Genomic DNA, 20,634 nt, shown 5'->3' on the forward strand with positions numbered 1-20,634 from the left:
ATCGGATCCGCGCGCGGTGTGCCCACGGCGAACACGCTCGATTATCTGTGACTTCCCAGGTTTCGGACATAAGATGGCCCCGGCACACGACCAGGAGGAGACCTCGATGGCCAACCCCTATTTCACGTCCAACGCGAACTTCGGCAAGTCCACCCCGAACTACCCGATCGGGGAGTCGCCGTACGCCCAACAGCAGGTCGGCACCATCGGCCAGGACCAGCAGTTCGGCCAGGTCCAGCAGTCGTTCTACGGCCCGGCCGCGACTGCGCGCCAGACCGGCCGGATGACCATCGACGACGTGATCGTCAAGTCCGCGCTCGTGATCGGCACCGTGGTGCTCGCGGCGATCGCCTCGTGGCAGCTCGTGCCGGCGTCCATGGCGATGCCCGTGCTGTGGGGTGGCCTCATCCTCGGGCTCGTGCTCGGCCTGGTCAACGCCTTCAAGAAGGAGCCCTCGCCGGCGCTCATCATGGGCTACGCGGTGGCGGAGGGGGTGTTCCTCGGTCTCATCTCGCGGGTCTACGCCGCGAACTGGGAGGGCATCGTGATGCAGGCGATCATCGCCACGTTCATCACGTTCGCCGTCTGCTTCGTGCTCTTCAAGACCCGGATCGTCAAGGTCACCGGCAAATTCGCCAAGATCGCCGTCTACGCCACCATCGCCTACGCCGCCTTCTGCATGATCAACCTCGGCGTCATGGTCTTCGCCCCCGGCGCGTTCGGCCCGTGGGGGCTGCGCAGCGGCCTCATGGGGCTGCTCATCGGTGCGATCGCCGTGGTGCTCGCGTCGATGAACCTCATCATGGACTTCGACCAGATCGAGCGCGGCGTGCGCAACGGGGTCGACCGCAAGTACGCCTGGTCCGCGGCGTTCGGCCTGACCGTCACCCTCGTCTGGCTCTACCTCGAGTTCCTGCGGCTGCTCGCTATCCTCAACCGCAACTGACGCGCCCGAGGCTCCTCCCGACACAGACTGACACAGGCTGACACGGCGGGGCTCCAGCCCGCGCGTCTTCGGCCGGCGCCGTTCCCGAACGGCGCCGGCCGTCCCATGTCCCGGGCCGCTCTCCTCTAGAGTGTGCTCGAGCAGCGCCCCGACCCGGAGGATGACCATGAGCGAGTCCACGCCCACCCTGCCCAGCGCCACCGGCGACTTCGGCGACAAGCCCGAACTGACCTTCCCCGACGCCGCGCCGCCCGAGGAGCTCGTGGTCGAGGTGCTCACCGCCGGCTCCGGCCTCACGGTCGAGTCGGGCCAGACCATCGAGGTGAACTACTTCGGCCAGATCTGGGGCGGGCGGGTCTTCGACAACTCCTACGACCGGGGCTCCTCGATCGAGTTCCCGATCGGCATGGGCGTCGTCATCCACGGGTGGGACGCCGGCCTCGTGGGCCGCGCGATCGGCTCGCGGCTGCTGCTGAGCATCCCGCCGCACGACGGCTACGGTCCCGGCGGCGCGCCGCGGGCCGGCATCGGCGGCGACGACACCCTCGTGTTCGTCGTCGACATCCTCGGCTCCCACTGAGCCGAGGCGCGCCGAGGTGCGCCGGACCCCCTACGCGCCCGCGGGCGGGCGCACGTCGCGCTGGGCCGGCAGCTCGTCCTGGCGCAGGATCCCGACCGGGCAGGTCATGCCGTTCGGACCGTGGTTGCAGTAGCCGTTCGGGTTCTTCTCCAGGTACTGCTGGTGATACCCCTCGGCCGGATAGAACGGGCCCGCGTCCGCGGCCGGGCGCAACTCCGTGGTGATGTCGGGGTGGCCGTGCTCGCGCACCACGGCGTTGAACGCCTCGCGGCTCGCGCGCACGAGTTCCTCGTCTCCCGCCCCACTCCAGTAGATCGCCGATCGATACTGCGTGCCCCGGTCGTTGCCCTGCCGGAATCCCTGCGTGGGGTCGTGGTTCTCCCAGAACTCCCGCAGGATCCGTTCGAGGCCCACCCGCGCCGGATCGTAGGCGACGAGCACCGCCTCGGTGTGCCCGGTGCGGCCGGTGCAGACCTCCTCGTAGGTCGGGTTCGGCGTGTGCCCGCCCGCATAGCCGACCGCCGTTCCCACGACGCCGTCCAGGCGCCAGAAGATACGCTCGGCTCCCCAGAAGCAGCCCATGGCCAGCACGACGGTCCGCGTGCCCTCCGGCCACGGGCCGAGCAGCGGCGTCCCCAGGACGATATTCGCCCGTGGCACGGGGAACGCGGCCTCCGCGCGCCCCGGGAGGGCGTCCGAAGGACTGACGAGTCGGGTGGCGCGGGTGGCGAACATGGCATTCCTCCGTGGGTCGGTCATCGGTCACAACAGGACGGCACCCGGGTTTCTTCCCGCGCCACGCCCGCCGCGCCCCGCCGCGCCATAGCGCGGATCGGCGTCGAACCCACATAGACTCACCGCTATGACCTCGCCCCCCGACGGGAACCCCCAGCGGGCCGATGACGATTTCACGGCCCGGAGCAGGACAGTGACCACGCGGATCGAGCCCGAGCCCGAGGACCCGGTGGGGGAGGTGCCGCCGGAGTCGCTCGTCACCGACGTCGAGCTGCGCCCGGATCCGCCGCGGGCCGCCGGGCCGGTGCCTCGGGCCGTGCGGGCGAGCGCGTCCTGGTCGTGGCGGTTCATCGTGATCGTCGCGGCCGCGGCGCTGCTGGTGTACTTCGCGGTCCAGCTCAAGACCGTCGTGGTGCCCGTCATGGTCGCGGCGCTGGTCGCGGCCCTGCTGCTGCCGGTCGTGCGCTTCCTCTCCGACCGGCTCCGCTTCCCCCAGGCCCTCGCCTCGCTCACGGCGATGGTCGCGGCCCTCGCCGTCGCCGGCGGCCTGATCACGCTGGCCGGGGCGTCGATCGCCACCGGCATGGGGCAACTGGGGGCGAAGGCCTTCGACGGCTTCCACGAGGCCCTGCGGTGGCTGAGCGAGGGGCCGCTCGGCCTCGACGAGGACCAGATCAACGCCTGGGTCGACCAGTTGGGCAGTCAGCTGAGCAGCAACGCCGACAAGATCCTCTCCGGCGCGCTGTCGGTCACGAGCTCGGTCGGACACGTGGCGGCGGGCGCGCTCATCGCGCTGTTCTGCCTGTTCTTCTTCCTCAAGGACGGGCGCGGGATCTGGATGTGGGTCGTCGGCCTGTTCCCGCGGAACGCGCGCGAGCGTGTGGACGGCGCCGCGTTGCGTTCCTGGGGCAGCCTCGCCTCGTACACCCGCACCCAGATCATGGTCGCCTTCGTGGACGCGCTCGGCATCGGGATCGGGGCGGCGATCCTCGGGGTACCGCTCGCCCTGCCGCTCGCGGTGCTCGTCTTCCTCGGCTCGTTCATCCCGATCGTCGGTGCGATCCTCACCGGCGCGATCGCCGTGCTCGTGGCGCTCGTCGACCAGGGATTCGGCACCGCCCTCGTCATGCTCGCGATCGTGCTCGGGGTGCAGCAGGCCGAGTCGAACCTGCTGCAGCCGATGCTCATGAGCCGGGCCCTGAGCCTTCACCCGGTCGGGGTGCTGCTCGCGGTCGCCACGGGCACCCTCGTCGGCGGGATCGTCGGCGCGCTCTTCGCGGTCCCGATCGTCGCCGTCGTCAACACGGCCCTCAACTACCTCCACGGCCGCGATCCGCTGCCGCCCTCGCGGCGGGAGGTCGTCGCGGAGATGACCCGGCGATGGCGGGTCACGCGCGGGAGCGCCTGAGCCGGGTCCACCGGGTTCGCCCGGCCGAACGACGACAGCCCCCCGGCGATCGCCGGGGGGCCGTCGCGCCGCAGTGCCGCCGTCTCGGGCGGCCGGCGTGCTCAGCTCGGAGCAGGGTCATTCACGGAACGGCTTGACCTTCCCGATCTCGACCGTCATCGACCGGCCGGTCGGGGTCTGGTACACGACCGTGTCGCCGGTGGCCCGGCCCACGATCGCCTTGCCCAGGGGGGAGGAGGCGGAGTAGACGTCCAGGTCGGTCGTGTCGCCGGCGACCTCGCGGGAACCGAGCAGGAAGGTCATCTTCTCGCCCCCGACGGTCGCGTGCACGACCATGCCGGACTCGACGATGCCGTCGTCCGGGGGAGCCTCGCCGACCTCGGCGTGGCGCAGGATCTGCTCCAGCTGCCGGATGCGCGCCTCCTGGCGGCCCTGTTCCTCGCGGGCGGCGTGGTATCCGCCGTTCTCCTTGAGGTCGCCTTCCTCGCGGGCGGCCTCGATCTTGTCGGCGATCTCCGTCCGACCGTCGCCCGTGAGGTGGTCGTATTCGCCCTTGAGCCGGTCGAAGGCCTCCTGGGTGAGCCAGGTGGTGGATTCGGACATGACGCCTCCTTCATCTATCGCTTGGTTCCCGGCTGCGCGTGCAGCCATGGACACGCGGGAGCGTCTCACCGCTCCCGGCTGCCGCCGCTGCATCCCCTGCGCCGGGGCGGTGGGGGTAAATTCCAAGAATAGCAACGATGCCGTGCGGATGCGTAGTGGCCGGCGCCGCGCGCGTGTGTGCAGCGGGCGGGAGTGCCCGGCTTCGTCTCGCCGATGGGGCGACCGGCAACGTGACGGGGGAGTCGCCCGGGGCGGGGATCAGTCGATCAGCTCGCACGAGCTGATGATCGCGGTCGTGGCCGGCTCGCTCGTGCGGACCTCCCGGTGCAGGGTCACGAGGTCCTCCTGCGCCGGGCCGACCTCGACCTGGAGCACCCCGACCTGCGCGAATCCGGTGTTGAGCGCCTCGACCGTGCAGCGCGCGCTGCGGTCGGCGGGCTTGATCACGTTGAAGGTCACGCTCGTGAGCGCGGGATCGGACACGTCGAAGCCCACGAGCTGATTGTGCACGGTCGGCCGGAACGCACCCCACATGATCCAGGCCATGACGAGCGCGCCGACGATACCGGCCGCCCAGGCGATCCGAACCGTGGTCCGATGCGTCTGCCTGGGGGCTCCGTAGCGATCCTGGAGCGCGGGGGCGGAATGGTCGGCGGGGGTGGGCACCGGCGGATCCTTCGGGGAGGGGTCGATGGAACAATGAGTGGGATGATCGAGGCTCGAATGTCGACGTACCCTAGTGTCCCACCTTTTCTCTGGAGGCCCTGTGGCTGAAGCGGCACTGCGCATGATGGCAGTACACGCCCACCCTGACGACGAAGCGAGCAAGGGGGCGGCCACGATGGCCCGCTACGCCCGCGAGGGGATCGCGGTCCGGGTGGTCACGTGCACCGGCGGCGAGCGTGGCGACATCCTCAACCCGCGCCTGGCCGACGACGGGAACGTGCTGGCGAATCTCACCCGCATCCGCCGCGAGGAGATGGCCACCGCCGCCGCGGCCCTCGGGGTGAGTCACCGCTGGCTCGGCTTCGTGGACTCCGGGCTGCCCGAGGGCGACCCGCTGCCGCCCCTGCCGCCGGAGAGCTTCGCGCTCGTGCCGCTCGCGGAGGCGACGGAGCGACTCGTGGCGGAGATCCGCGCCTTCCGCCCGCAGGTGCTCCTCACCTACAACGAGCACGGCGGCTACCCCCACCCGGATCACATCCGCTGCCACGAGGTCTCGGTCGCGGCGGTGCGGGCCGCCGCCGATCCCGAGGAGTTCCCCGACGCCGGGGAGGCCTGGCAGGTGAGCAAGGTGTACTACGACAACGGGTTCTCGGCGGAACGGATCCGCGCGATCCACGACGCCCTGTCCGATCGGGGGCTCTCCTCCCCGTTCGAGGACTGGCTGCAGCGCCGCGATTCGCTGCCTCGCCGGGAGGTGACCACCCGGGTCGCGTGCGCCGACTTCTTCGGCCAGCGTGACGATGCCCTGCGCGCCCACGCCACCCAGATCGACCCCGAGGGCTTCTTCTTCGCCGTGCCGCGGGACATAGAGCGGGAGGTCTGGCCGTTCGAGGAGTGGGAGCTGGCCCACTCGACCGTGCCCGTGACCCTGCCCGAGGACGACCTGTTCGCCGGCCTTCGCGCTGCGGAGTCCGACCGATGACCGGCGCGGAGACGGCGATCGAGGTCTCGCCCGGCATCGGCGCGTTCATCGCCTTCATGGTGCTCGCGGTCGCCTTCGTCTTCCTCATGCTCAGCATGAATCGGCACATGCGCAAGATCCAGCTGCGCAAGGCCGAGGACGAGGCGCGGGCGGAGCTCGCGCGCGAAGGTGAGGGCGGGGACGACGTCCCACCGGTCGATCCGGACGGCTCGCCCGCGGGCGGTGACGGGCCGCGCGCGACGGGCCCGACGGCGACCGGGCCGAAGGACTAGCGCTCAGGCCCGGTCAGAGGTCGCCGTCCTCGAGCAGGTCGGTCACGAGCGCCGCGATCTCCGAGCGTTCCGAGCGGGTGAGGGTCACGTGCGCGAAGAGCGGGTGACCCTTGAGCTTCTCGATCACCACGGCGACGCCGTCGTGGCGGCCCACGCGCAGGTTGTCGCGCTGGCCCACGTCGTGGGTGAGGACGACCCGTGAGTTCTTGCCGATGCGGGAGAGCACGGTGAGCAGCACGTTGCGCTCGAGCGACTGGGCCTCGTCGACGATCACGAACGCGTCGTGGAGCGAGCGGCCGCGGATGTGGGAGAGCGGGAGGACCTCGAGCATCCCCCGGTCGATCACCTCGTCGACGACGTTCTGGGAGACGATCGACCCGAGCGTGTCGAAGACCGCCTGCGCCCACGGGTTCATCTTCTCCTCCTCGGCGCCCGGGAGGTAGCCGAGTTCCTGGCCGCCCACGGGATACAGGGGCCGGAAGACCATGATCCTGCGGTGCCGGTTGTGCTCGAGCACCGCCTCGAGGCCCGCGGTGAGCGCGAGCGCCGACTTGCCCGTGCCCGCCCGCCCGCCGAGGGAGACGATGCCGATGGTCTCGTCGAGGAGCAGATCGATGGCGACCCGCTGTTCGGCGCTGCGGCCGTGCAGCCCGAAGATCTCCCGGTCGCCCCGCACGAGCCGGAGCCGGCCGTCCGTGCCCACCCGCGCGAGCGCGCCTCCCCGCGCGGACTGGAGCACGACCCCGGTGTGGCACGGCATCGGGTCGGGCAGTTCCGCGCCGGCGTCGGGGGCGAAATCGCGTGCGGCCCCGAGCGTCTCCGCCAGGTCGAGCCCGCCGTCCTCCCAGAGCCGGGCCTGCTGCTCGGCCGTCACGGTCAGGGCGATCATGCCCGTCCAGCCGGAATCGACGGCCAGCTCGGCGCGATACTCCTCGGCGTCGATCCCCGCGATGGCGGCCTTGATGCGCATCGGCAGGTCCTTGGACACGAGCACGACGTGAGCGCCGCCTCTGCGCAGGTTCGCGGCGACCGCGAGGATGCGGGTGTCGTTGTCGTCGAGGCGCAGCCCGTCGGGCAGCACGCCGGCGCCGGAGTGGTTGAGTTCGACCCGGAGCGTGGCGCCGCCCGCGAGCGGCACGGGCTCGTCGAGGCGCCCGTGCCGCAGCCGCAGCTCCTCCAGGTGCCGCAGCGCGGCCCGGGCGAAGTAGCCGAGCTCGGGATGGTGCCGCTTGCCCTCGAGCTCGGTCACGACCACGACCGGCACCACCACGTGATGCTCAGCGAAGCGGAAGAGCGCCCGTGGATCCGAGAGCAGGACCGAGGTGTCGAGCACGAAGGTGCTGCGGGGTATCGCCGTCATCGTCGCCTCCCAGCCGGTACGGCCAATGTACGCGGGAACCGGGTCGGGCCACGGGCGCTTTCGCCCCGGCGCGGTCTACTGGCCCAGGCGGCGTTCCCGCTCGGAGAAGGAGCGCAGTGCCCGGAGGAAGTCGACGCGCCGGAAGTCCGGCCAGAACGCCTCGGCGAAGTGGAACTCGCTGTGCGCGCTCTGCCACAGCAGGAAGCCCCCGAGCCGCTGCTCCCCGGACGTGCGGATGAGCAGGTCCGGATCGGGCTGGCCCTTCGTGTACAGGTGGCGGGCGACGTTCTCCACGGTGATCGCCTCGATCAACTCCTCGGTGCCCGCGCCGTCGGCGATGCTCTCGGCCACGAGCTCGCGCACGGCCCCGACGATCTCGTGACGGCCGCCGTAGCCGACGGCGATGTTGATGTGCACGCCGTCGATGTCGCGCGTGAGGTCCTCCGCAGCGCGCAGCCGTTCGGCGGTCTCGGGCGGGAGCAGGTCGAGTTCACCGACCATCTGCAGGCGCCACCGGCGGGTGCGGGCGAGCGCGCTCACGACCGAGGCGATGATCTCGAGCAGGTCCTGCACCTCCTGCTCGTCGCGGTCGAGGTTGTCGGTCGAGAGCATCCACAGCGTGACGACGTTGATGCCCAGTTCCTCGCACCAGCGCACCAGGTCGGCGATCCGGTCCGCTCCCGCCTGGTGCCCCTGGACGATCTCGAGCCCGGCCATCCGCGCCCAGCGCCGGTTGCCGTCGAGGATCACGCCGACGTGCTGGGGCAGTGGGCGTCCCTCGAGCTTGGCCGCGAGGCGGCGCTCGTACAGGCGGTAGAGAGGGCTGAATCGTCGCACGCGCCTCGGGGTCCCTTCTCGCTCACGGCAGGGCGCCGGGCTGCGTCGTTCGCGGACCGGCATCGGGCCGCGCCGCGGGCGCAACCGACGATCCACGGTACCGCGCAGGACCGGGAGATCGTGTGAAAATGAACCTACGCCCTCGTAAGTTACGGTCCCGTAGGTTACTGTGGCCCAGGACGTCGCCCGGCCACTCGAGAGGCACCCTCATGACCCCAGCCCACCCCGAACGCGACCGCCCCGGCGGCACGCACCCAGTCGGTGCTGTCGGTGCTGCCGGTGTTGTCCGTGCTGCCGGTGCCGCCGGTGCGCGCGCTGCAGGCGGTGCGAGCGCCGGTGCTCGTGGGGATATCGGGGATGCCGGGGATACCGGGGATACCGGGGATGCCGGGGATACCAGGGATATCGGGGATACCAGGGATACCAGGGATGCCGCGGAGAGCAAGCCGAAGCTGCGTGGCTGGATCCATGCGGTCATCGCTCCCCTCGCGTTCGCCTTCGCCGTCGTCCTCGTCGCACTCGCCCCGGCGGGCGCCCCCCGGCTCACCGCGGCGGTCTTCGGGTCGGCGACCGTGCTGCTGTTCGGCACGAGCGCCATCTACCACCGCGGCACGTGGTCACCGCACGTCCAGGCGATCCTGCGCCGCCTCGACCACGCGAACATCTTCCTCGTCATCGCGGGCACCTACACCCCGCTGGCGGTGCTGCTCCTGCCGGGCGGCGTCGCCAGGACCCTCCTGCTCATCGTGTGGATCGGGGCGGCGCTCGGCATCGCCATGCGGGTGTTCTGGCTCGGCGCGCCCCGGTGGCTCTACGTGCCGATCTATCTGGCGCTCGGCTGGGTGGCGGTCGGATTCATCCCCTCGTTCTGGAGCAGCGGCGGGGCCGCCGTGGCGTGGCTCGTCATGGCCGGCGGCCTCGGCTACACCGCCGGGGCGCTCGTGTACGGGCTCAAGCGGCCCGATCCGAGCCCGCGCTGGTTCGGGTTCCACGAGATCTTCCACTCCGGCACGGTGATCGGCTACGGCTGCCACGCGATCGCGATCGCCCTCGTCGTCCTCGGGTGAGCGGGCCGGCAAGACCGGGTCAGCGGAGGGGATCGAACGGACGCAGCAGGTCGGGCAGGCGGCGGGTGCGGACGTAGTCGGCGATGAGCGCACCCGTGATCGGCCCCTGGGTCATGCCCCACATGCCGTGCCCCGTGGCGGCGATGACGCGGGGGGAGCGCGTCGGCCCGACGAGGGGCAGCCCGTCGGTCGTGCACGGCCGCGAGCCGACCCATTCGTGCCGCCGGTCGGTGAAGTCCGCGCCGGCGAGCAACGGCTCGGTCGCGGAGACGATCGCGTCGATCCGGCGCGGATCGAGCGGATCGCCCGGGCGGCGGAACTCCATCATCCCGGCGATCCGGTACCGGTCTCCCAGGGGCGTGCAGGCGACCCGTGCGGCGTGGAAGTACAGCGGCATCGTCGGCATCGGGTCGACCGGCACGGTGAAGGAGTAGCCGCGGCCCGCCTGGACGAGGCGGCGCACCCCGTGCGGGCGCAGCAGGGCTCCCGAATGCACCCCGGCGGCGACGACGGCGAGATCCGCGCGGTGGCTCTCGCCTGCGCGGGCCCGGCGCCGGCCGCCTGCCGGTGTCGGGTGCCAGCGCACGTCGACGCCCCTGGTCGGGGTGCCGCCGTCGAGGGCCGAGACCGTTGCCCCCGTGCGCACCTCGACTCCCGCGCGCACACACGCCTCGCCGAGCGCCGCCAGGTAGTTCGGGGGGTGGAGGAACCGGGTGCCGTGGAGGATCACGGCGGTGGCGATCCTCTGCGAGAGGGCCGGTGCCAACTCCCGGGCCGCCCGGCCGGAGATGGTCTCCGCCTCCACGGCCAGGCCCATCGAACGGATCTGGGCGAACTCGGCGAGCAGGTCGCGCTCCTGACCGGCGCGCGCGAACGCGGCGATGAACGGATCGCCCGCCCGGGTCGGCTCGGCCACGCCGAGACTCGCGAGCTCGGCGTAGGCGTCGAGGGCCTGCTCGTTCACCGGCATGAGCGCCGCCATCCCGCGGCGCCAGCGGGACGGCGTGCAGTGGCGCAGGAAGCCGGTGAGGAATCGGACGAGTCGCGGATCGGCCCGCAGCGGCACGTACAGCGGCGCGGACGGGGAGACCAGGGCGCGGACGCCGCCGGCGAGGACCGACGGCTCCGGCAGCGGGGTGGCGATATCGGGCGTGAGCCAGCCCGCGTTTCCCCATGACGAGCCAGCCGCGACGCCGTCGGCCTCGAGCACGGTCACCTCGAGGCCGAGTCGGCGCAGGTGCAACGCGGTGGAGAGCCCGACGATCCCGGCTCCGATGACGATCGCGCTCCGCGCGGGCGGTAGGGGAGGAACGGATCGAGGGGTCGCCATGCGGCCATTGTGCTCCCGGGCCGCGGCCCGGGCGCCCGCCTCGGCGTGGCGCTCACGGGTCGGGCGATTCCGTCTCGGACCGTGGACGTCGCCCGCCGGCGCCGGCCGAACTCAGCCGATGTCGCCGAGCGCCTCGACCAGCTCCACCCTGCCTTCGGAGAGCGAGTACTTCGCCCCCACGATCGCGCACGTGCCGGACTCGACGGCCCGGGCCAGGATCTGGGAGTAGGCACCGAGCATGTGCACGGTCTCGCGGACGTGCTCGCGGACCATCTCGGCGGGATCGGGAAGAACGAGCTCGAAACCGTCGGCGGGGGAGGGCGCCTCCGTCCCGCCGACCGCGTGGCTCGGGGCCCGGGTCACGATCGAGGGCGTGACCCGGTCGACGATGGCCCGCACCATCCCGTTCGGGGTGTTCCCGGACAGGAGTGCCTCCCGGGCCGCGCCGACGGCGCCGCAGTTCTCGTGTCCGAGCACCACGACGAGCGGCGTGTCGAGCAGGTCCACGCCGAACTCGACCGAGCCGATGACGGTCGTGTCGAGCACGTGCCCGGCGTTGCGGACCACGAACAGGTCGCCCAGGCCCTGATCGAAGATGAGCTCCGATGCCACGCGCGAGTCCGAGCAGCCGAGCAGCACCGCGAACGGGTGCTGAGCCTTCGAGACCTCGTTGCGCCGGGCCATGTTCTGGCCGGGATGGCGCATCTCGCCGGCGACGAAGCGCCGGTTCCCCTCGACGAGCGCGGCCCAGGCCTGCGCGGGGGTCTGCGGGGAGGTGGTCGTGGTGGAATCGCTCATGTGGAGGTCTTCTTCCGGTATCGGTGCGTGAGTACGGCCGGATACGACCGGCTCAGGCGGGGTTTCCAGTGAGTTCGGCGCGGGTGGGTGGGTTCGCCCCGGCCCGCGAGACCGTGATGGCCGCGGCGGAGACGCACCAGGCCATCGCCGCTTCGAGGGTAGCGCCCGAGATCGAGTGCAGGCGCTCACGGTTGGCGGCGCCGAGGAGGTCCTCCCGCCAGAGCGCATCGATCAGGGCGCTCATGAAGGAGTCGCCGGCGCCGACCGTGTCGACCACGTCGACCGTCGGGGCCGGGACCTCCACCTCGATGCCGGCGGAGGTCGCCGCGAACGCGCCGGCACCGCCGCGGGTGAGGACGACGAGGGCGCGACCCTCACGTGCCCAGCGGCGCACGACGTCCTCCTCCACGGTGTCGGGGTAGAGCCAGCGCACGTCCTCGTCCGAGACCTTGACCACGTCGGCGGCGGCGACGAGCGGCTCGATGCGCGCCCTCGCCTGCTCGGGAGTGCCCATGAGGGTCGGTCGGGAGTTCGGGTCGTACGTGATGGTGGAGTACTCCCGTGCGGCCACGACGATCTCGGCGATCGCGTCGGCCCCGGGCACGGTCGTGGCCGCGATCGAGCCGGTGTGGACCACGGCGACGTCGGAGTCGAGGTGGACCTCGGGCACCTGGAACTCGATGTCGAATTCGTATTGGGCCGAGCCGTCCGCTCCGATGCGGGCGATCGACGTGGGGGTGCGCAGCGCCCCGTTGTGGCCGTGCACGAGGCGCACCCCGGCGACGGTCAGGTGGGTGCGGATGACCGCCCCCCGGGGATCCTGGCCGATCCACGTGGCCAACTCCACCTCTCGGCCGAGCCGGGCGAGCCCGTAGGCCACGTTCGCGGGCGAGCCGCCGGGGTGCTCCTGCGGGGTCTGCCCGGGGCGTTCGACCACGTCGACGAGCGCCTCGCCGATGATCAGCGCGTATTTCATGACTGTTCTTCCTTCTCTGCGGCCGAGGGATCGGCGGCCGATGTGTCTGCTCCGGACTCGGCGGCCTCGAGCGGGCCGGCGGCGGCTGCGAGGCGGCCACGGGCGTCCTCGAGCCAACTTTGGCAGAGATCGGCGAGCGCTTCACCCCGCTCCCACAGGCTGAGCGATTCCTCGAGGGTGGGCGAGCCGCTCTCCAGCCTGGACACGACCTCGATGAGGGCGTCGCGGGCCTCTTCGTAGCTCAGGTTCGTCTCGGGCTCGGTCATTCCTCTTCCGTTTCGCTCGTGGGTCGGGGCGTGTGGACGGCGACCGGTCGCCGTGGCGGGGTCGGCTCGGGCGCCGCCGAGGGGCGGGCCGGCGCGGCGCCGTCGACGATGAGATCGAGACGTCCGCGGGCGAGCCGGGCATGGACGCTCGCGCCGGTCGCGACCTGCGCCGGGTCGCGGATGACCTCGCCCGCGTGAGTGTGCAGCACCGCGTATCCGCGGGCGAGCGTGGACTGGGGCGACAGGGCCCGGAGCGTGGCCACGGTGCCGTCGAGCTGGTGGGAGGCGGACTCCAGCCGGTGCTCGAGCCGCCCGCGCAGTCGCCGGCGCAGGTCGGCGACCGCGTCGGCGTGGCGGTCCACGACGACGGTCGGCGTCGTGAGCACCGGCCGGCTCCGCAGCGAGGTGAGGAGCGATTGTTCGCGCTCGATCCGCGCCCGCACGAGCGCGGACATCCGGGTCCGGGCCGCGGCGATGTGGGCGCGTTCCCCGGCGACGTCGGGCACGACCCGTTTCGCCGCGGCCGTCGGGGTGGAGGCCCGCACGTCGGCCACCAGGTCGAGCAGGGGCGCGTCCGTCTCGTGCCCGATCGCCGAGACGATCGGGGTGTGGGCGGCGGCCGCGGCCCGCACGAGGGTCTCATTGGAGAAGGGCAGGAGGTCCTCCACGGATCCTCCGCCGCGCGTGACGATGATGACGTCGACCCGGGGGTCGGCGTCGAGCTCGGCGATCGCCGCCACCACCTGCGGCACGCAGTTGCCGCCCTGGACCGCGACCTCCCGGATCTCGAAGAGCACCTCGGGCCAGCGGGCCCGCGCGTTGACCAGCACGTCGTCCTGGGCCTTCGCGGCCCGGCCGCATACGAGCCCGACCCGTGCGGGCAGGAACGGCAGCGGCCGCTTGCGCTCGGCGGCGAAGAGGCCCTCGGCGGCGAGGACCGATCGCAGCTGTTCGATGCGAGCGAGCAGCTCGCCGAGCCCGACGGCACGGATCGACCGGGCCGCGAGGGAGAGCGAGCCGCGCTTCGCCCACAGTTCGGGCTTGGCATGGACGACGACGTGGTCGCCCTCGCCCGGGGGCGCCGGCATGGCGAGCAGCGTGCGCTTGGGGATCGTGACCGACAGTGACATGTCCACGTCGGTGTCGCGCAACGTGAGGAAGGCGAGCGAGGAGGCGTTGCGGGCGTTGAGCTGGACGACCTGGCCCTCGACCCACACGGGACTCATCCGGGAGATGTACTCGGACATCTTGAGGCTGAGCAGGCGCACGGGCCACGGAGACTCCGCGCTCGTGCTCGCGGCCGTGGCGGGCCGCTCCCGGGGCGTCGGGGGCTGGGGGTCGGACATGGCACTAGCCTGCCGCATCCCGGGGACATCCCCGCGACATCGCCGCGATCCGGCCCCGCGATCTCGATCGCCGTGGTGGCTGCGGGTGCGGTCCCGGGCACGCGGGATCACGGGGTGTGGACGTCCTCCTTGTAGGCGGTCACGGCGAGGACCCCGAGCTGATCGGGTACGTCGAGGTTCGGCTCGAGTCCCTGGAGCTCGGAGAATCGGCGCAATTGCGGCACGAGCCGGCTGTCGATCGAGGAGTTGAGCCGATTGAAGGCCTCGACCGAGGAGTTGAGGCGATTGCCGAGGTCGCGCAGGTGTGAGCCCATGACCCCGAGGCGCTTGTGCAACTCTCGCCCGACCGTGAAGATCTGCTGGGCGTCGGCCGCGAGGCGATCCTGGCGCCATGTAAACGCGATCGTGCGGAGCAGAGCCACGAGCGTCGCCGGGGTGGCCATGACGACGTTGTTCTCGAACGCGTACTCGAGGAGGGCCGGGTCCGTGTCGAGGGCGGCGTTGAGGAACGTCTCCGCCGGCACGAACATGACCACGAACTCGGGGGTGACCTCGAGCCGCTCCCAGTAGGCCTTGCCCGCGAGGGAGTCGATGTGGGTGCGCATGTGCCGGGCATGGGCGGCGAGCCGCTTCGTGCGCACGCCCTCGTCGGAGGCCTCCATCGCCTCGAGGAAGCCGCTGAACGCGACCTTCGAGTCGATGACCACCTGCTTCTCGCCGGGCAGGTGCACCACGAGGTCGGGGCGCACGGCGCCGTCGTGGCTCGCATCCGCCGCATACGTGGGCTGCTCGGAGAAGTCGACGTGGTTGAGCATGCCCGCGGCCTCGACCACTCGGCGCAGCTGCATCTCGCCCCAGCGACCCCGGACCTGCGGGGCACGCAGCGCGGTGACGAGGTCGGAGGTCTCCTCGCGCAGCTTCTCCGAGGACGCCTGCATCGCCTTGACCTGCTCCGCCAGGGCCCCGTGGGCCTGCGACCGGGCGCGCTCGGCCGTGGTCATCTCGGACTTCACCTCCCCGAGCGCCTTGGACAGGGGCTCGACGAGCGCCTGCACCGCCCGCTCCCGCTTCGCCAGTTCGGCCTCGCTCGCCTGCCCCGCACGCTTGAATCGCTCCTCCGCCTGAGCGAGGAAGGACTCGCTGTTCGACGCCAGCGCCTTCGCCGACAGCGCCGCGAACTCACTGCTGAGCCGGTGCTGGTCGTCCCGGAGTTCGTCGAGCCGCGCCGCGGCCCGGGCCCGCTCGTCGGCCACCTGGGTCGCTGCCTGCCGCCGGGCGTCGTCCAGACGTTGCTCGTACTGGTAGCTCAATTCCGCCAGCCGAGCCTCATGGTGGCGGTCCGCGGCGCCGAGGCGATCGAGCAGCGCGGTGTTCTCCGCGGTCAGCCGGGCCGCCCGGCCACCACCACGGGCGCGGGCGAGCAGCCAGCCGAGCGCCGCGCCGAGGGTGACCCCGATGAGCAACATGATCACGTGCATCGCATCCATGGTCACCAGCCAAGCACCGGGTGCCGACATCGGCGGGGAGGCACGGGGAGCCGGAGCCGGGCAGAGGTGCGACGGCGGATCGCCTGGGCGGGGGCGCGCCGCGGACGAGCGCCTGTGGACGAGCGGATCTGCCGGCCGGGTGATCGGGCGCGGCCGGCCGGGACATCCCGGCCGTGTCACCGACGGCGGGCACGCGCCGCACTGCTCGGCCGGTCGTGCGATCACCGCCGGATGTCGTCCGGTGTGCGGTGTGCCGTGGACCACCACGAGGACCGGCGCGGTCGTGACGGGAGGCGAGCTGCGTCGTCCATACGCGGACGGGCCGGGGCGAGCCGATAGACTCTCCTCCCGTGGCTCTGACTATCGGTATCGCAGGACTTCCCAACGTGGGCAAGTCGACCCTGTTCAACGCACTCACGCGGGCCACGGTGCTCGCCGCGAACTACCCGTTCGCGACGATCGAGCCGAACGTGGGCGTCGTTCCGCTGCCGGACGAGCGGCTCGCGGAGCTGGCGACGGTGTTCGGAAGCGAGAAGGTCCTCCCGGCGACGGTGAGCTTCGTGGACATCGCCGGGATCGTGCGCGGCGCCTCCGAGGGGGAGGGGCTCGGGAATCAGTTCCTCGCCAATATCCGCGAGGCCGACGCGATCTGCCTCGTGACCCGGGCGTTCTCGGATCCGGACGTCGTGCACGTCGACGGCGAGGTGGATCCGAAGTCCGACATCGACACGATCCTGACCGAGCTCGCGCTCGCCGATCTGCAGACGATCGAGAAGGCGATTCCGCGGCTCGAGAAGGAGGTCCGCGGCAAGAAGGTCGAGCCGGGCGTGCTCGAGACGGCCCGCGAGATCCAGGGAGCGCTCGAGGCCGGCACGCCGATCAGCTCGGTGCCGGGACTGGACGAGGAGGCCGTGCGCTCGTTCGGGCTCATGACCGCCAAGCCGATGATCTACGTGTTCAACACCGACGACGACGGGCTCGCCGACGCGGAGATGCAGGGCCGGCTGCGGGCCATGGTCGCCCCGGCCGACGCGATCTTCCTCGACGCGAAGTTCGAGGCGGAACTCGTGGAGCTGTCAGAGGAGGAGGCGGTCGAGATGCTCGCCGAGTCGGGACAGACCGAGTCCGGGCTGAGTCAGCTCGCGCACGTCGGATTCGACACCCTCGGACTGCAGACCTATCTCACCGCCGGGCCGAAGGAGGCCCGTGCCTGGACGATCGGCAAGGGGTGGAAGGCGCCGCAGGCCGCCGGGGTGATTCACACCGACTTCGAGCGTGGTTTCATCAAGGCCGAGATCGTCTCCTTCGACGACCTCATGGCGGCCGGGTCGATGGCCGAGGCGAAGGCGCGCGGGCAGGTGCGCATGGAGGGCAAGGAGTACGTGATGGTGGACGGGGACGTGGTCGAGTTTCGCTTTAACGTGTGAGCAGCAGCTCGGCCTGTCCGCTCTTCTCTGAGAGCATTTGCTGATGGTGGTGCAGCTCTCACTCGTTGAGCTGTTGAGAATCATTCATCGTCGTGAAGCGCCCTCGAGCCAGCGCAGAAGGTCCATGCCGAGTGCATCGGTAGCTTCGACGGGTACCAGATGCCCGGTGGCCGAGAACCGGACTACATCAACAGGTGCGGGGATTGCGGCTGCGAGTTCGTATGCCTGATCGATGGGAATCCAGGGGTCCGAATCGCCCCACCCGATCTGTGTAGGGCAGCGTACATCCGCGAGGCGATCGACGATCGGACGTGTCTCTCTCGGGCTCAGCTGGGCAATCTGGCGGTAGAACGCGCGCTGGCCAGCTGGTGTGCGCCAGGGGCGGGCGAGTTCGTCGACCCACGCGCTGTCGAGACTGCGGCCGGCCGCCCCCGCGATGTATTCGCGGATGAGCGCCGTGTGAAGTTCTGGCGGCAGTGCGGCGAAGGCTTCTTCGTGTTCGGTCACGAGTCGGAAGAAGGGCGAGCCCCATGGGTCAAGCGTGACGATGTCGACGAGATATAGGGACGCGAAGGCGCAGCCCTCGAGCAGGTGTGCGCCGAGCGCAACCGCACCGCCGATGTCGTGAGCCACGACGTTCGGTCGGTCGAGTTGCCAGTGATCGATCACGGCAGCGAGCCGCTTGCGCTGCTGAACGAGATCCACCGCTGGGTTGTCGTCAGAGATCGATTTGCCATAACCGGGCATGTCCCAGAGGAAGACTCGGTGCTGGTCGGAGAGTATCCGCGCCACGGGCACCCGCATCGCCGCAGACCAGGGCGTCCCGTGACAGATCACGACGTTGCTCGCGGAACTCTGGCCGTCGGGGTCGAGACGGTAGGTGGCGATCTCGACTCCGTCGACGTCGATGCGGGTGGGGCTTGGGAGGGCGGGCACAGTCACGGACCTCACGGTAGAACTTCAGGTTGACCTGAAGTCAATGTGCGACTATGGCCGCGTGCGAATCGGTGAGGCAGCGGCAAGGCTCGGTGTTGCGACACATGTGTTGCGACATTGGGAAGATGAGCGGGTCGTCATTCCGCAGCGGACCTCGTCGGGACACCGCGACTACGCGGAGGAGCACCTTCGGCGTCTGCATATCGTCCAGTCCTGTCAGCGAGTGGGGCTGAGCCTGCCGGAGATCCGCCAGATTCTTCATCGCGACGAACCGGAGCGCGTTGCCGTGATCGACCGAAGGGTGCGGGAGATACGGCGGCTGCGCGAGGAGTTGGACACAGCCGAAAGATTCCTCGGTCACGTCCTCGAATGTCGTCACGACTTCATCACGCGATGCGCTGAGTGCTCGGCGTATGCGGAGCCGGGTGACGAGGCCGGTTCGCACGGTTGAATGGTCTCGGGGCGTGCTGCCCCTGCGAGAGGTTGGTCCGTGCCGGAACTCGGTGGAGTTTAGATTTTCGAACTGACATCTGCGAGCCGGATGGCGCGCGCGAGCGCTGTCTCCCGGGAGCGACCACTCCAGGTTCGCGAGTTCGTCGGTGCGATCCTCGGCCGGCGGAGGACCTTTCGGAGGTTGATATCGTGATATCATCTCACCTGGAGGTGGTCGCCGTGACGAACGTGCTCATCCGAGGACTCAGCGTCTCGACTGTCGAGCGGATCGATGCTGAGGCTTCAGCATTGGGGTTGTCCCGCAACGAGTTCCTCCGCCGGAAACTTGAGGGGGACAGTCCTCGGTCGGCGGAGACGACGACCGAGGAGAACTGGCGGCGTGCCGGTGAGATCTTTGCCGATCTTGCGGACCCGGACGTGATGGCTGACGCGTGGCGGTGACGGGTTGGCTGCTCGACAAGTCGGCGTTCGTGAGGCTCGAGCTCGACCAGGTTGTCGACGCCGAGGTGTGGAAGACCAGGATCGATCGGGGCCTGGTGCGGATCTCGACGATCACTCGCCTGGAACTCGGGTACTCGGCGCGGACGGGGGCTGAGGGGCGAGAGGGGTTCCGTCAGCCCCCGGTCTCGTTGATGCCAGTGGAGCGCATTACTCCTGCGATCGAAGACAGGGCTGAGGAGGTGCAGATGCTTCTTGCCGACCGGGGGCAGCATCGAGCGCCGTCAATCCCGGACTTGCTGATCGCCGCCACGGCTGAGAAGGCGGGCCTCACGGTGCTGGCCGTGGACAAGGACTTTGAGCTGATCGCCGAGGTCACGGGGCAGTCGGTCGAAACGCTCGCGCAGCGCTGACCAACGTCTTTGCATGAGACTGCCCTATGTGCGGCGACGTGGTCGAGTTCCGATTCAATGTGTGATTGCGTTCCACAAAGCTGTAGTGCTGACCGCCCCGGTTGCCTGACGAGACGGCCGAGGCGGTGTCGCCTGATGGATCGTGTGCTCCGCTGATGAGGCTGCGTCGATCGCGCTATCATGAGTGATAGCAGAGGAGGTGGTTGCCGATGTCGTCCATCATCGTTCGCGGTCTCGACGACGCCGTGAAGCAGCAACTCGCCACGCAGGCGAAGGAACACGGCCGATCCATGGAGGCCGAGGTCCGCGACATCCTGACCAAGGCAGCGCGACGGCCGCACATCGGCATGGCGTTGCTGGCTGCCGCTCAAGAGGTCGGCGGTGTCCAAGAACTGCCGATCCCAGTGCGCGATGACGTCGCACGGTCGGTGGACTTCGGGTGATCGTCCTCGACACGAACGTCATCTCGGAGGTCTTTCGGCCCTCGCCGGAGGCGCGCGTCGTCGGTTGGCTCGCGTCGCTGACGGGGGACGTTTCGATCACGTCAGTGACGCTCGCCGAACTGCTCGCGGGCGTGCGGAGACTGGCGGACGGTCGTCACAAGACAGAGCTGACGAAGCACATCGAATCGGCGCTCGGGCCGTACCGGGGGAGTCGTTCGGTGCTGCCGTTCGATGAAGCGGCGGCGGAGTGCTACGCGGACGTGCTTCTCGCCCGCGAGGCTGTAGGAGTGCCGATCAGCACGGCCGATGCGCAGGTTGCTGCGATCTGCCTGGCGCACGACGCGACCTGCGCGACGCGGAATGTCAAGGACTTCGCGAACACCGGCGTCGACCTGATCAACCCGTGGAGAACTGACGGATGACGTATTCCGTGCTCGACGTCATCGCTCACGAAGATCTCACCGAGGGTGAACTGTGTGAGCTCCGGCGGCTCTTCGACGGCGGGTATCTCGATGATTTCGGAGAGTGGGATCGAACAGCCTTATGGCTACGCACCGCACGATGTTCACGTTATCGCGCGCATCGACGGCCGCGTAGTCGGGCACGTGCGATGGGCCCACCGTGAGATTGATATCGGTCTCGAGACCGTCGCGATCGCGGGAATCGGCGGTGTCCTGGTCTCCGATGAAGCGCGAGGGATGCGCCTCGGGGGCTCGCTCATGGAGCGGGCAGAGCAGTCGATGAAGGATCATCACAGCGTCGCCTTCGGCTACCTGGGCTGCCGGAAGTAAGTCGTTCTCCGAGGCGTGTGGGTGGACGCGGATCATTGCCCGCGAGAGGTCGATTGGGCGCAAGGGTGCGCCTG

General features: G+C 70.3%; 24 protein-coding genes and 1 pseudogene. 13 read left to right on the plus strand and 12 right to left on the minus strand.

All coding sequences use genetic code 11. From position 1 onward, the window contains the following. Positions 1-73: 73 nt before the first annotated feature. Together GCG21_RS01570 and GCG21_RS01575 are read left to right on the plus strand one after the other, a co-directional pair. Positions 74-946: a Bax inhibitor-1/YccA family protein gene (locus GCG21_RS01570; RefSeq protein WP_227992872.1), complete on the plus strand. Its 873-nt coding sequence runs from the start codon at positions 74-76 to the stop codon at positions 944-946. 166 nt (positions 947-1,112) lie between these two features. Continuing rightward, the gene (locus GCG21_RS01575; RefSeq protein WP_152817505.1) at positions 1,113-1,526 is read left to right on the plus strand and encodes an FKBP-type peptidyl-prolyl cis-trans isomerase; all 414 of its coding nucleotides are present in this window, start codon (positions 1,113-1,115) and stop codon (positions 1,524-1,526) included. 30 nt (positions 1,527-1,556) lie between these two features. Here the strand turns inward: GCG21_RS01575 and msrA are convergent, their stop codons facing one another. Beyond that, on the minus strand, positions 1,557-2,261 hold the full coding sequence (gene msrA, locus GCG21_RS01580; RefSeq protein ID WP_152817506.1) for a peptide-methionine (S)-S-oxide reductase MsrA: 705 nt from the start codon (positions 2,259-2,261) through the stop codon (positions 1,557-1,559). A gap of 127 nt (positions 2,262-2,388) precedes the next feature. Between msrA and GCG21_RS01585 the strand changes: the two genes are divergently transcribed. Further along, complete coding sequence (locus GCG21_RS01585) at positions 2,389-3,669, plus strand: AI-2E family transporter (protein WP_152817507.1); 1,281 nt, start codon at positions 2,389-2,391, stop codon at positions 3,667-3,669. A 117-nt stretch (positions 3,670-3,786) separates the two neighbouring features. Here GCG21_RS01585 and greA read toward each other — a convergent pair whose 3' ends face one another. Further along, complete coding sequence (gene greA / locus GCG21_RS01590; protein WP_152817508.1) at positions 3,787-4,272, minus strand: transcription elongation factor GreA; 486 nt, start codon at positions 4,270-4,272, stop codon at positions 3,787-3,789. Between the two features lie 258 nt (positions 4,273-4,530). Continuing rightward, on the minus strand, positions 4,531-4,938 hold the full coding sequence (locus GCG21_RS01595) for a DUF4307 domain-containing protein (protein ID WP_194164880.1): 408 nt from the start codon (positions 4,936-4,938) through the stop codon (positions 4,531-4,533). Positions 4,939-5,038: 100 nt separating this feature from the next. Between GCG21_RS01595 and mca the strand changes: the two genes are divergently transcribed. Next, on the plus strand, positions 5,039-5,920 hold the full coding sequence (gene mca / locus GCG21_RS01600; RefSeq protein WP_370517197.1) for a mycothiol conjugate amidase Mca: 882 nt from the start codon (positions 5,039-5,041) through the stop codon (positions 5,918-5,920). Then, positions 5,917-6,192 carry a hypothetical protein gene (locus tag GCG21_RS01605; protein ID WP_152817511.1) on the plus strand — a complete coding sequence of 92 codons (276 nt, stop codon included), beginning with the start codon at positions 5,917-5,919 and terminating at the stop codon, positions 6,190-6,192. Before mca ends, GCG21_RS01605 begins: the two co-directional genes overlap by 4 nt. A gap of 13 nt (positions 6,193-6,205) precedes the next feature. On the opposite strand, the gene GCG21_RS01610 is transcribed toward GCG21_RS01605, so the two are convergent. Beyond that, positions 6,206-7,552 carry a PhoH family protein gene (locus GCG21_RS01610; protein ID WP_152817512.1) on the minus strand — a complete coding sequence of 449 codons (1,347 nt, stop codon included), beginning with the start codon at positions 7,550-7,552 and terminating at the stop codon, positions 6,206-6,208. A 75-nt stretch (positions 7,553-7,627) separates the two neighbouring features. After that, complete coding sequence (locus GCG21_RS01615; protein WP_305071547.1) at positions 7,628-8,389, minus strand: isoprenyl transferase; 762 nt, start codon at positions 8,387-8,389, stop codon at positions 7,628-7,630. A gap of 209 nt (positions 8,390-8,598) precedes the next feature. Between GCG21_RS01615 and GCG21_RS01620 the strand changes: the two genes are divergently transcribed. Continuing rightward, positions 8,599-9,456 (plus strand): hemolysin III family protein, encoded by an 858-nt coding sequence (locus tag GCG21_RS01620; protein ID WP_152817513.1) that lies wholly within the window; start codon positions 8,599-8,601, stop codon positions 9,454-9,456. Positions 9,457-9,475: 19 nt separating this feature from the next. On the opposite strand, the pseudogene GCG21_RS01625 reads toward GCG21_RS01620, so the two are convergent. The 6 genes and pseudogenes from GCG21_RS01625 to rmuC form a co-directional block, all read right to left on the minus strand. Next, positions 9,476-10,813 (minus strand): annotated as a pseudogene (locus GCG21_RS01625) (NAD(P)/FAD-dependent oxidoreductase); the annotation flags it as partial. A gap of 84 nt (positions 10,814-10,897) precedes the next feature. Further along, complete coding sequence (locus tag GCG21_RS01630) at positions 10,898-11,584, minus strand: carbonic anhydrase (RefSeq protein ID WP_152817515.1); 687 nt, start codon at positions 11,582-11,584, stop codon at positions 10,898-10,900. A 52-nt stretch (positions 11,585-11,636) separates the two neighbouring features. Next, entirely contained in the window at positions 11,637-12,560 is a 924-nt protein-coding gene (locus tag GCG21_RS01635; protein ID WP_152817516.1) for a carbohydrate kinase, read from the minus strand. Next, complete coding sequence (locus GCG21_RS01640) at positions 12,557-12,826, minus strand: exodeoxyribonuclease VII small subunit (RefSeq protein ID WP_152817517.1); 270 nt, start codon at positions 12,824-12,826, stop codon at positions 12,557-12,559. The genes GCG21_RS01635 and GCG21_RS01640 overlap by 4 nt, the downstream gene beginning before the upstream one ends. Beyond that, a complete protein-coding gene (xseA, locus tag GCG21_RS01645; protein WP_152817518.1) occupies positions 12,823-14,172 on the minus strand; it encodes an exodeoxyribonuclease VII large subunit in 1,350 nt (449 codons plus the stop codon). The genes GCG21_RS01640 and xseA overlap by 4 nt, the downstream gene beginning before the upstream one ends. A gap of 107 nt (positions 14,173-14,279) precedes the next feature. Next, positions 14,280-15,659 (minus strand): DNA recombination protein RmuC, encoded by a 1,380-nt coding sequence (gene rmuC, locus GCG21_RS01650; RefSeq protein ID WP_194164881.1) that lies wholly within the window; start codon positions 15,657-15,659, stop codon positions 14,280-14,282. Positions 15,660-16,009: 350 nt separating this feature from the next. Between rmuC and ychF the strand changes: the two genes are divergently transcribed. Continuing rightward, positions 16,010-17,086 carry a redox-regulated ATPase YchF gene (gene ychF, locus GCG21_RS01655; RefSeq protein WP_370517198.1) on the plus strand — a complete coding sequence of 359 codons (1,077 nt, stop codon included), beginning with the start codon at positions 16,010-16,012 and terminating at the stop codon, positions 17,084-17,086. Between the two features lie 84 nt (positions 17,087-17,170). On the opposite strand, the gene GCG21_RS01660 is transcribed toward ychF, so the two are convergent. Continuing rightward, a complete protein-coding gene (locus GCG21_RS01660) occupies positions 17,171-18,028 on the minus strand; it encodes an alpha/beta fold hydrolase (protein WP_370517199.1) in 858 nt (285 codons plus the stop codon). A 55-nt stretch (positions 18,029-18,083) separates the two neighbouring features. On the opposite strand from GCG21_RS01660, the gene GCG21_RS01665 reads away from it, so the two are divergent. The 6 genes from GCG21_RS01665 to GCG21_RS16510 all read left to right on the plus strand — a co-directional run bounded on the left by GCG21_RS01665 (position 18,084) and on the right by GCG21_RS16510 (position 20,560). Next, the gene (locus tag GCG21_RS01665) at positions 18,084-18,473 is read left to right on the plus strand and encodes a MerR family transcriptional regulator (protein ID WP_370517200.1); all 390 of its coding nucleotides are present in this window, start codon (positions 18,084-18,086) and stop codon (positions 18,471-18,473) included. A 191-nt stretch (positions 18,474-18,664) separates the two neighbouring features. Further along, entirely contained in the window at positions 18,665-18,916 is a 252-nt protein-coding gene (locus GCG21_RS01670; RefSeq protein ID WP_370517202.1) for a hypothetical protein, read from the plus strand. After that, positions 18,907-19,326: a PIN domain nuclease gene (locus GCG21_RS01675; RefSeq protein WP_153877442.1), complete on the plus strand. Its 420-nt coding sequence runs from the start codon at positions 18,907-18,909 to the stop codon at positions 19,324-19,326. The genes GCG21_RS01670 and GCG21_RS01675 overlap by 10 nt, the downstream gene beginning before the upstream one ends. 209 nt (positions 19,327-19,535) lie before the next feature. Then, positions 19,536-19,769 (plus strand): toxin-antitoxin system, encoded by a 234-nt coding sequence (locus tag GCG21_RS01680; RefSeq protein ID WP_152817521.1) that lies wholly within the window; start codon positions 19,536-19,538, stop codon positions 19,767-19,769. Then, complete coding sequence (locus GCG21_RS01685; protein WP_370517203.1) at positions 19,766-20,191, plus strand: type II toxin-antitoxin system VapC family toxin; 426 nt, start codon at positions 19,766-19,768, stop codon at positions 20,189-20,191. The genes GCG21_RS01680 and GCG21_RS01685 overlap by 4 nt, the downstream gene beginning before the upstream one ends. Positions 20,192-20,245: 54 nt before the next feature. Beyond that, on the plus strand, positions 20,246-20,560 hold the full coding sequence (locus GCG21_RS16510) for a GNAT family N-acetyltransferase (RefSeq protein ID WP_370517204.1): 315 nt from the start codon (positions 20,246-20,248) through the stop codon (positions 20,558-20,560). The last annotated feature ends 74 nt before the right edge of the window (positions 20,561-20,634 follow it).

Origin of the sequence: Pseudactinotalea sp. HY160, assembly GCF_009372055.1 — a bacterium.
Taxonomy (GTDB): Bacteria; Actinomycetota; Actinomycetes; order Actinomycetales; family Beutenbergiaceae; genus HY158.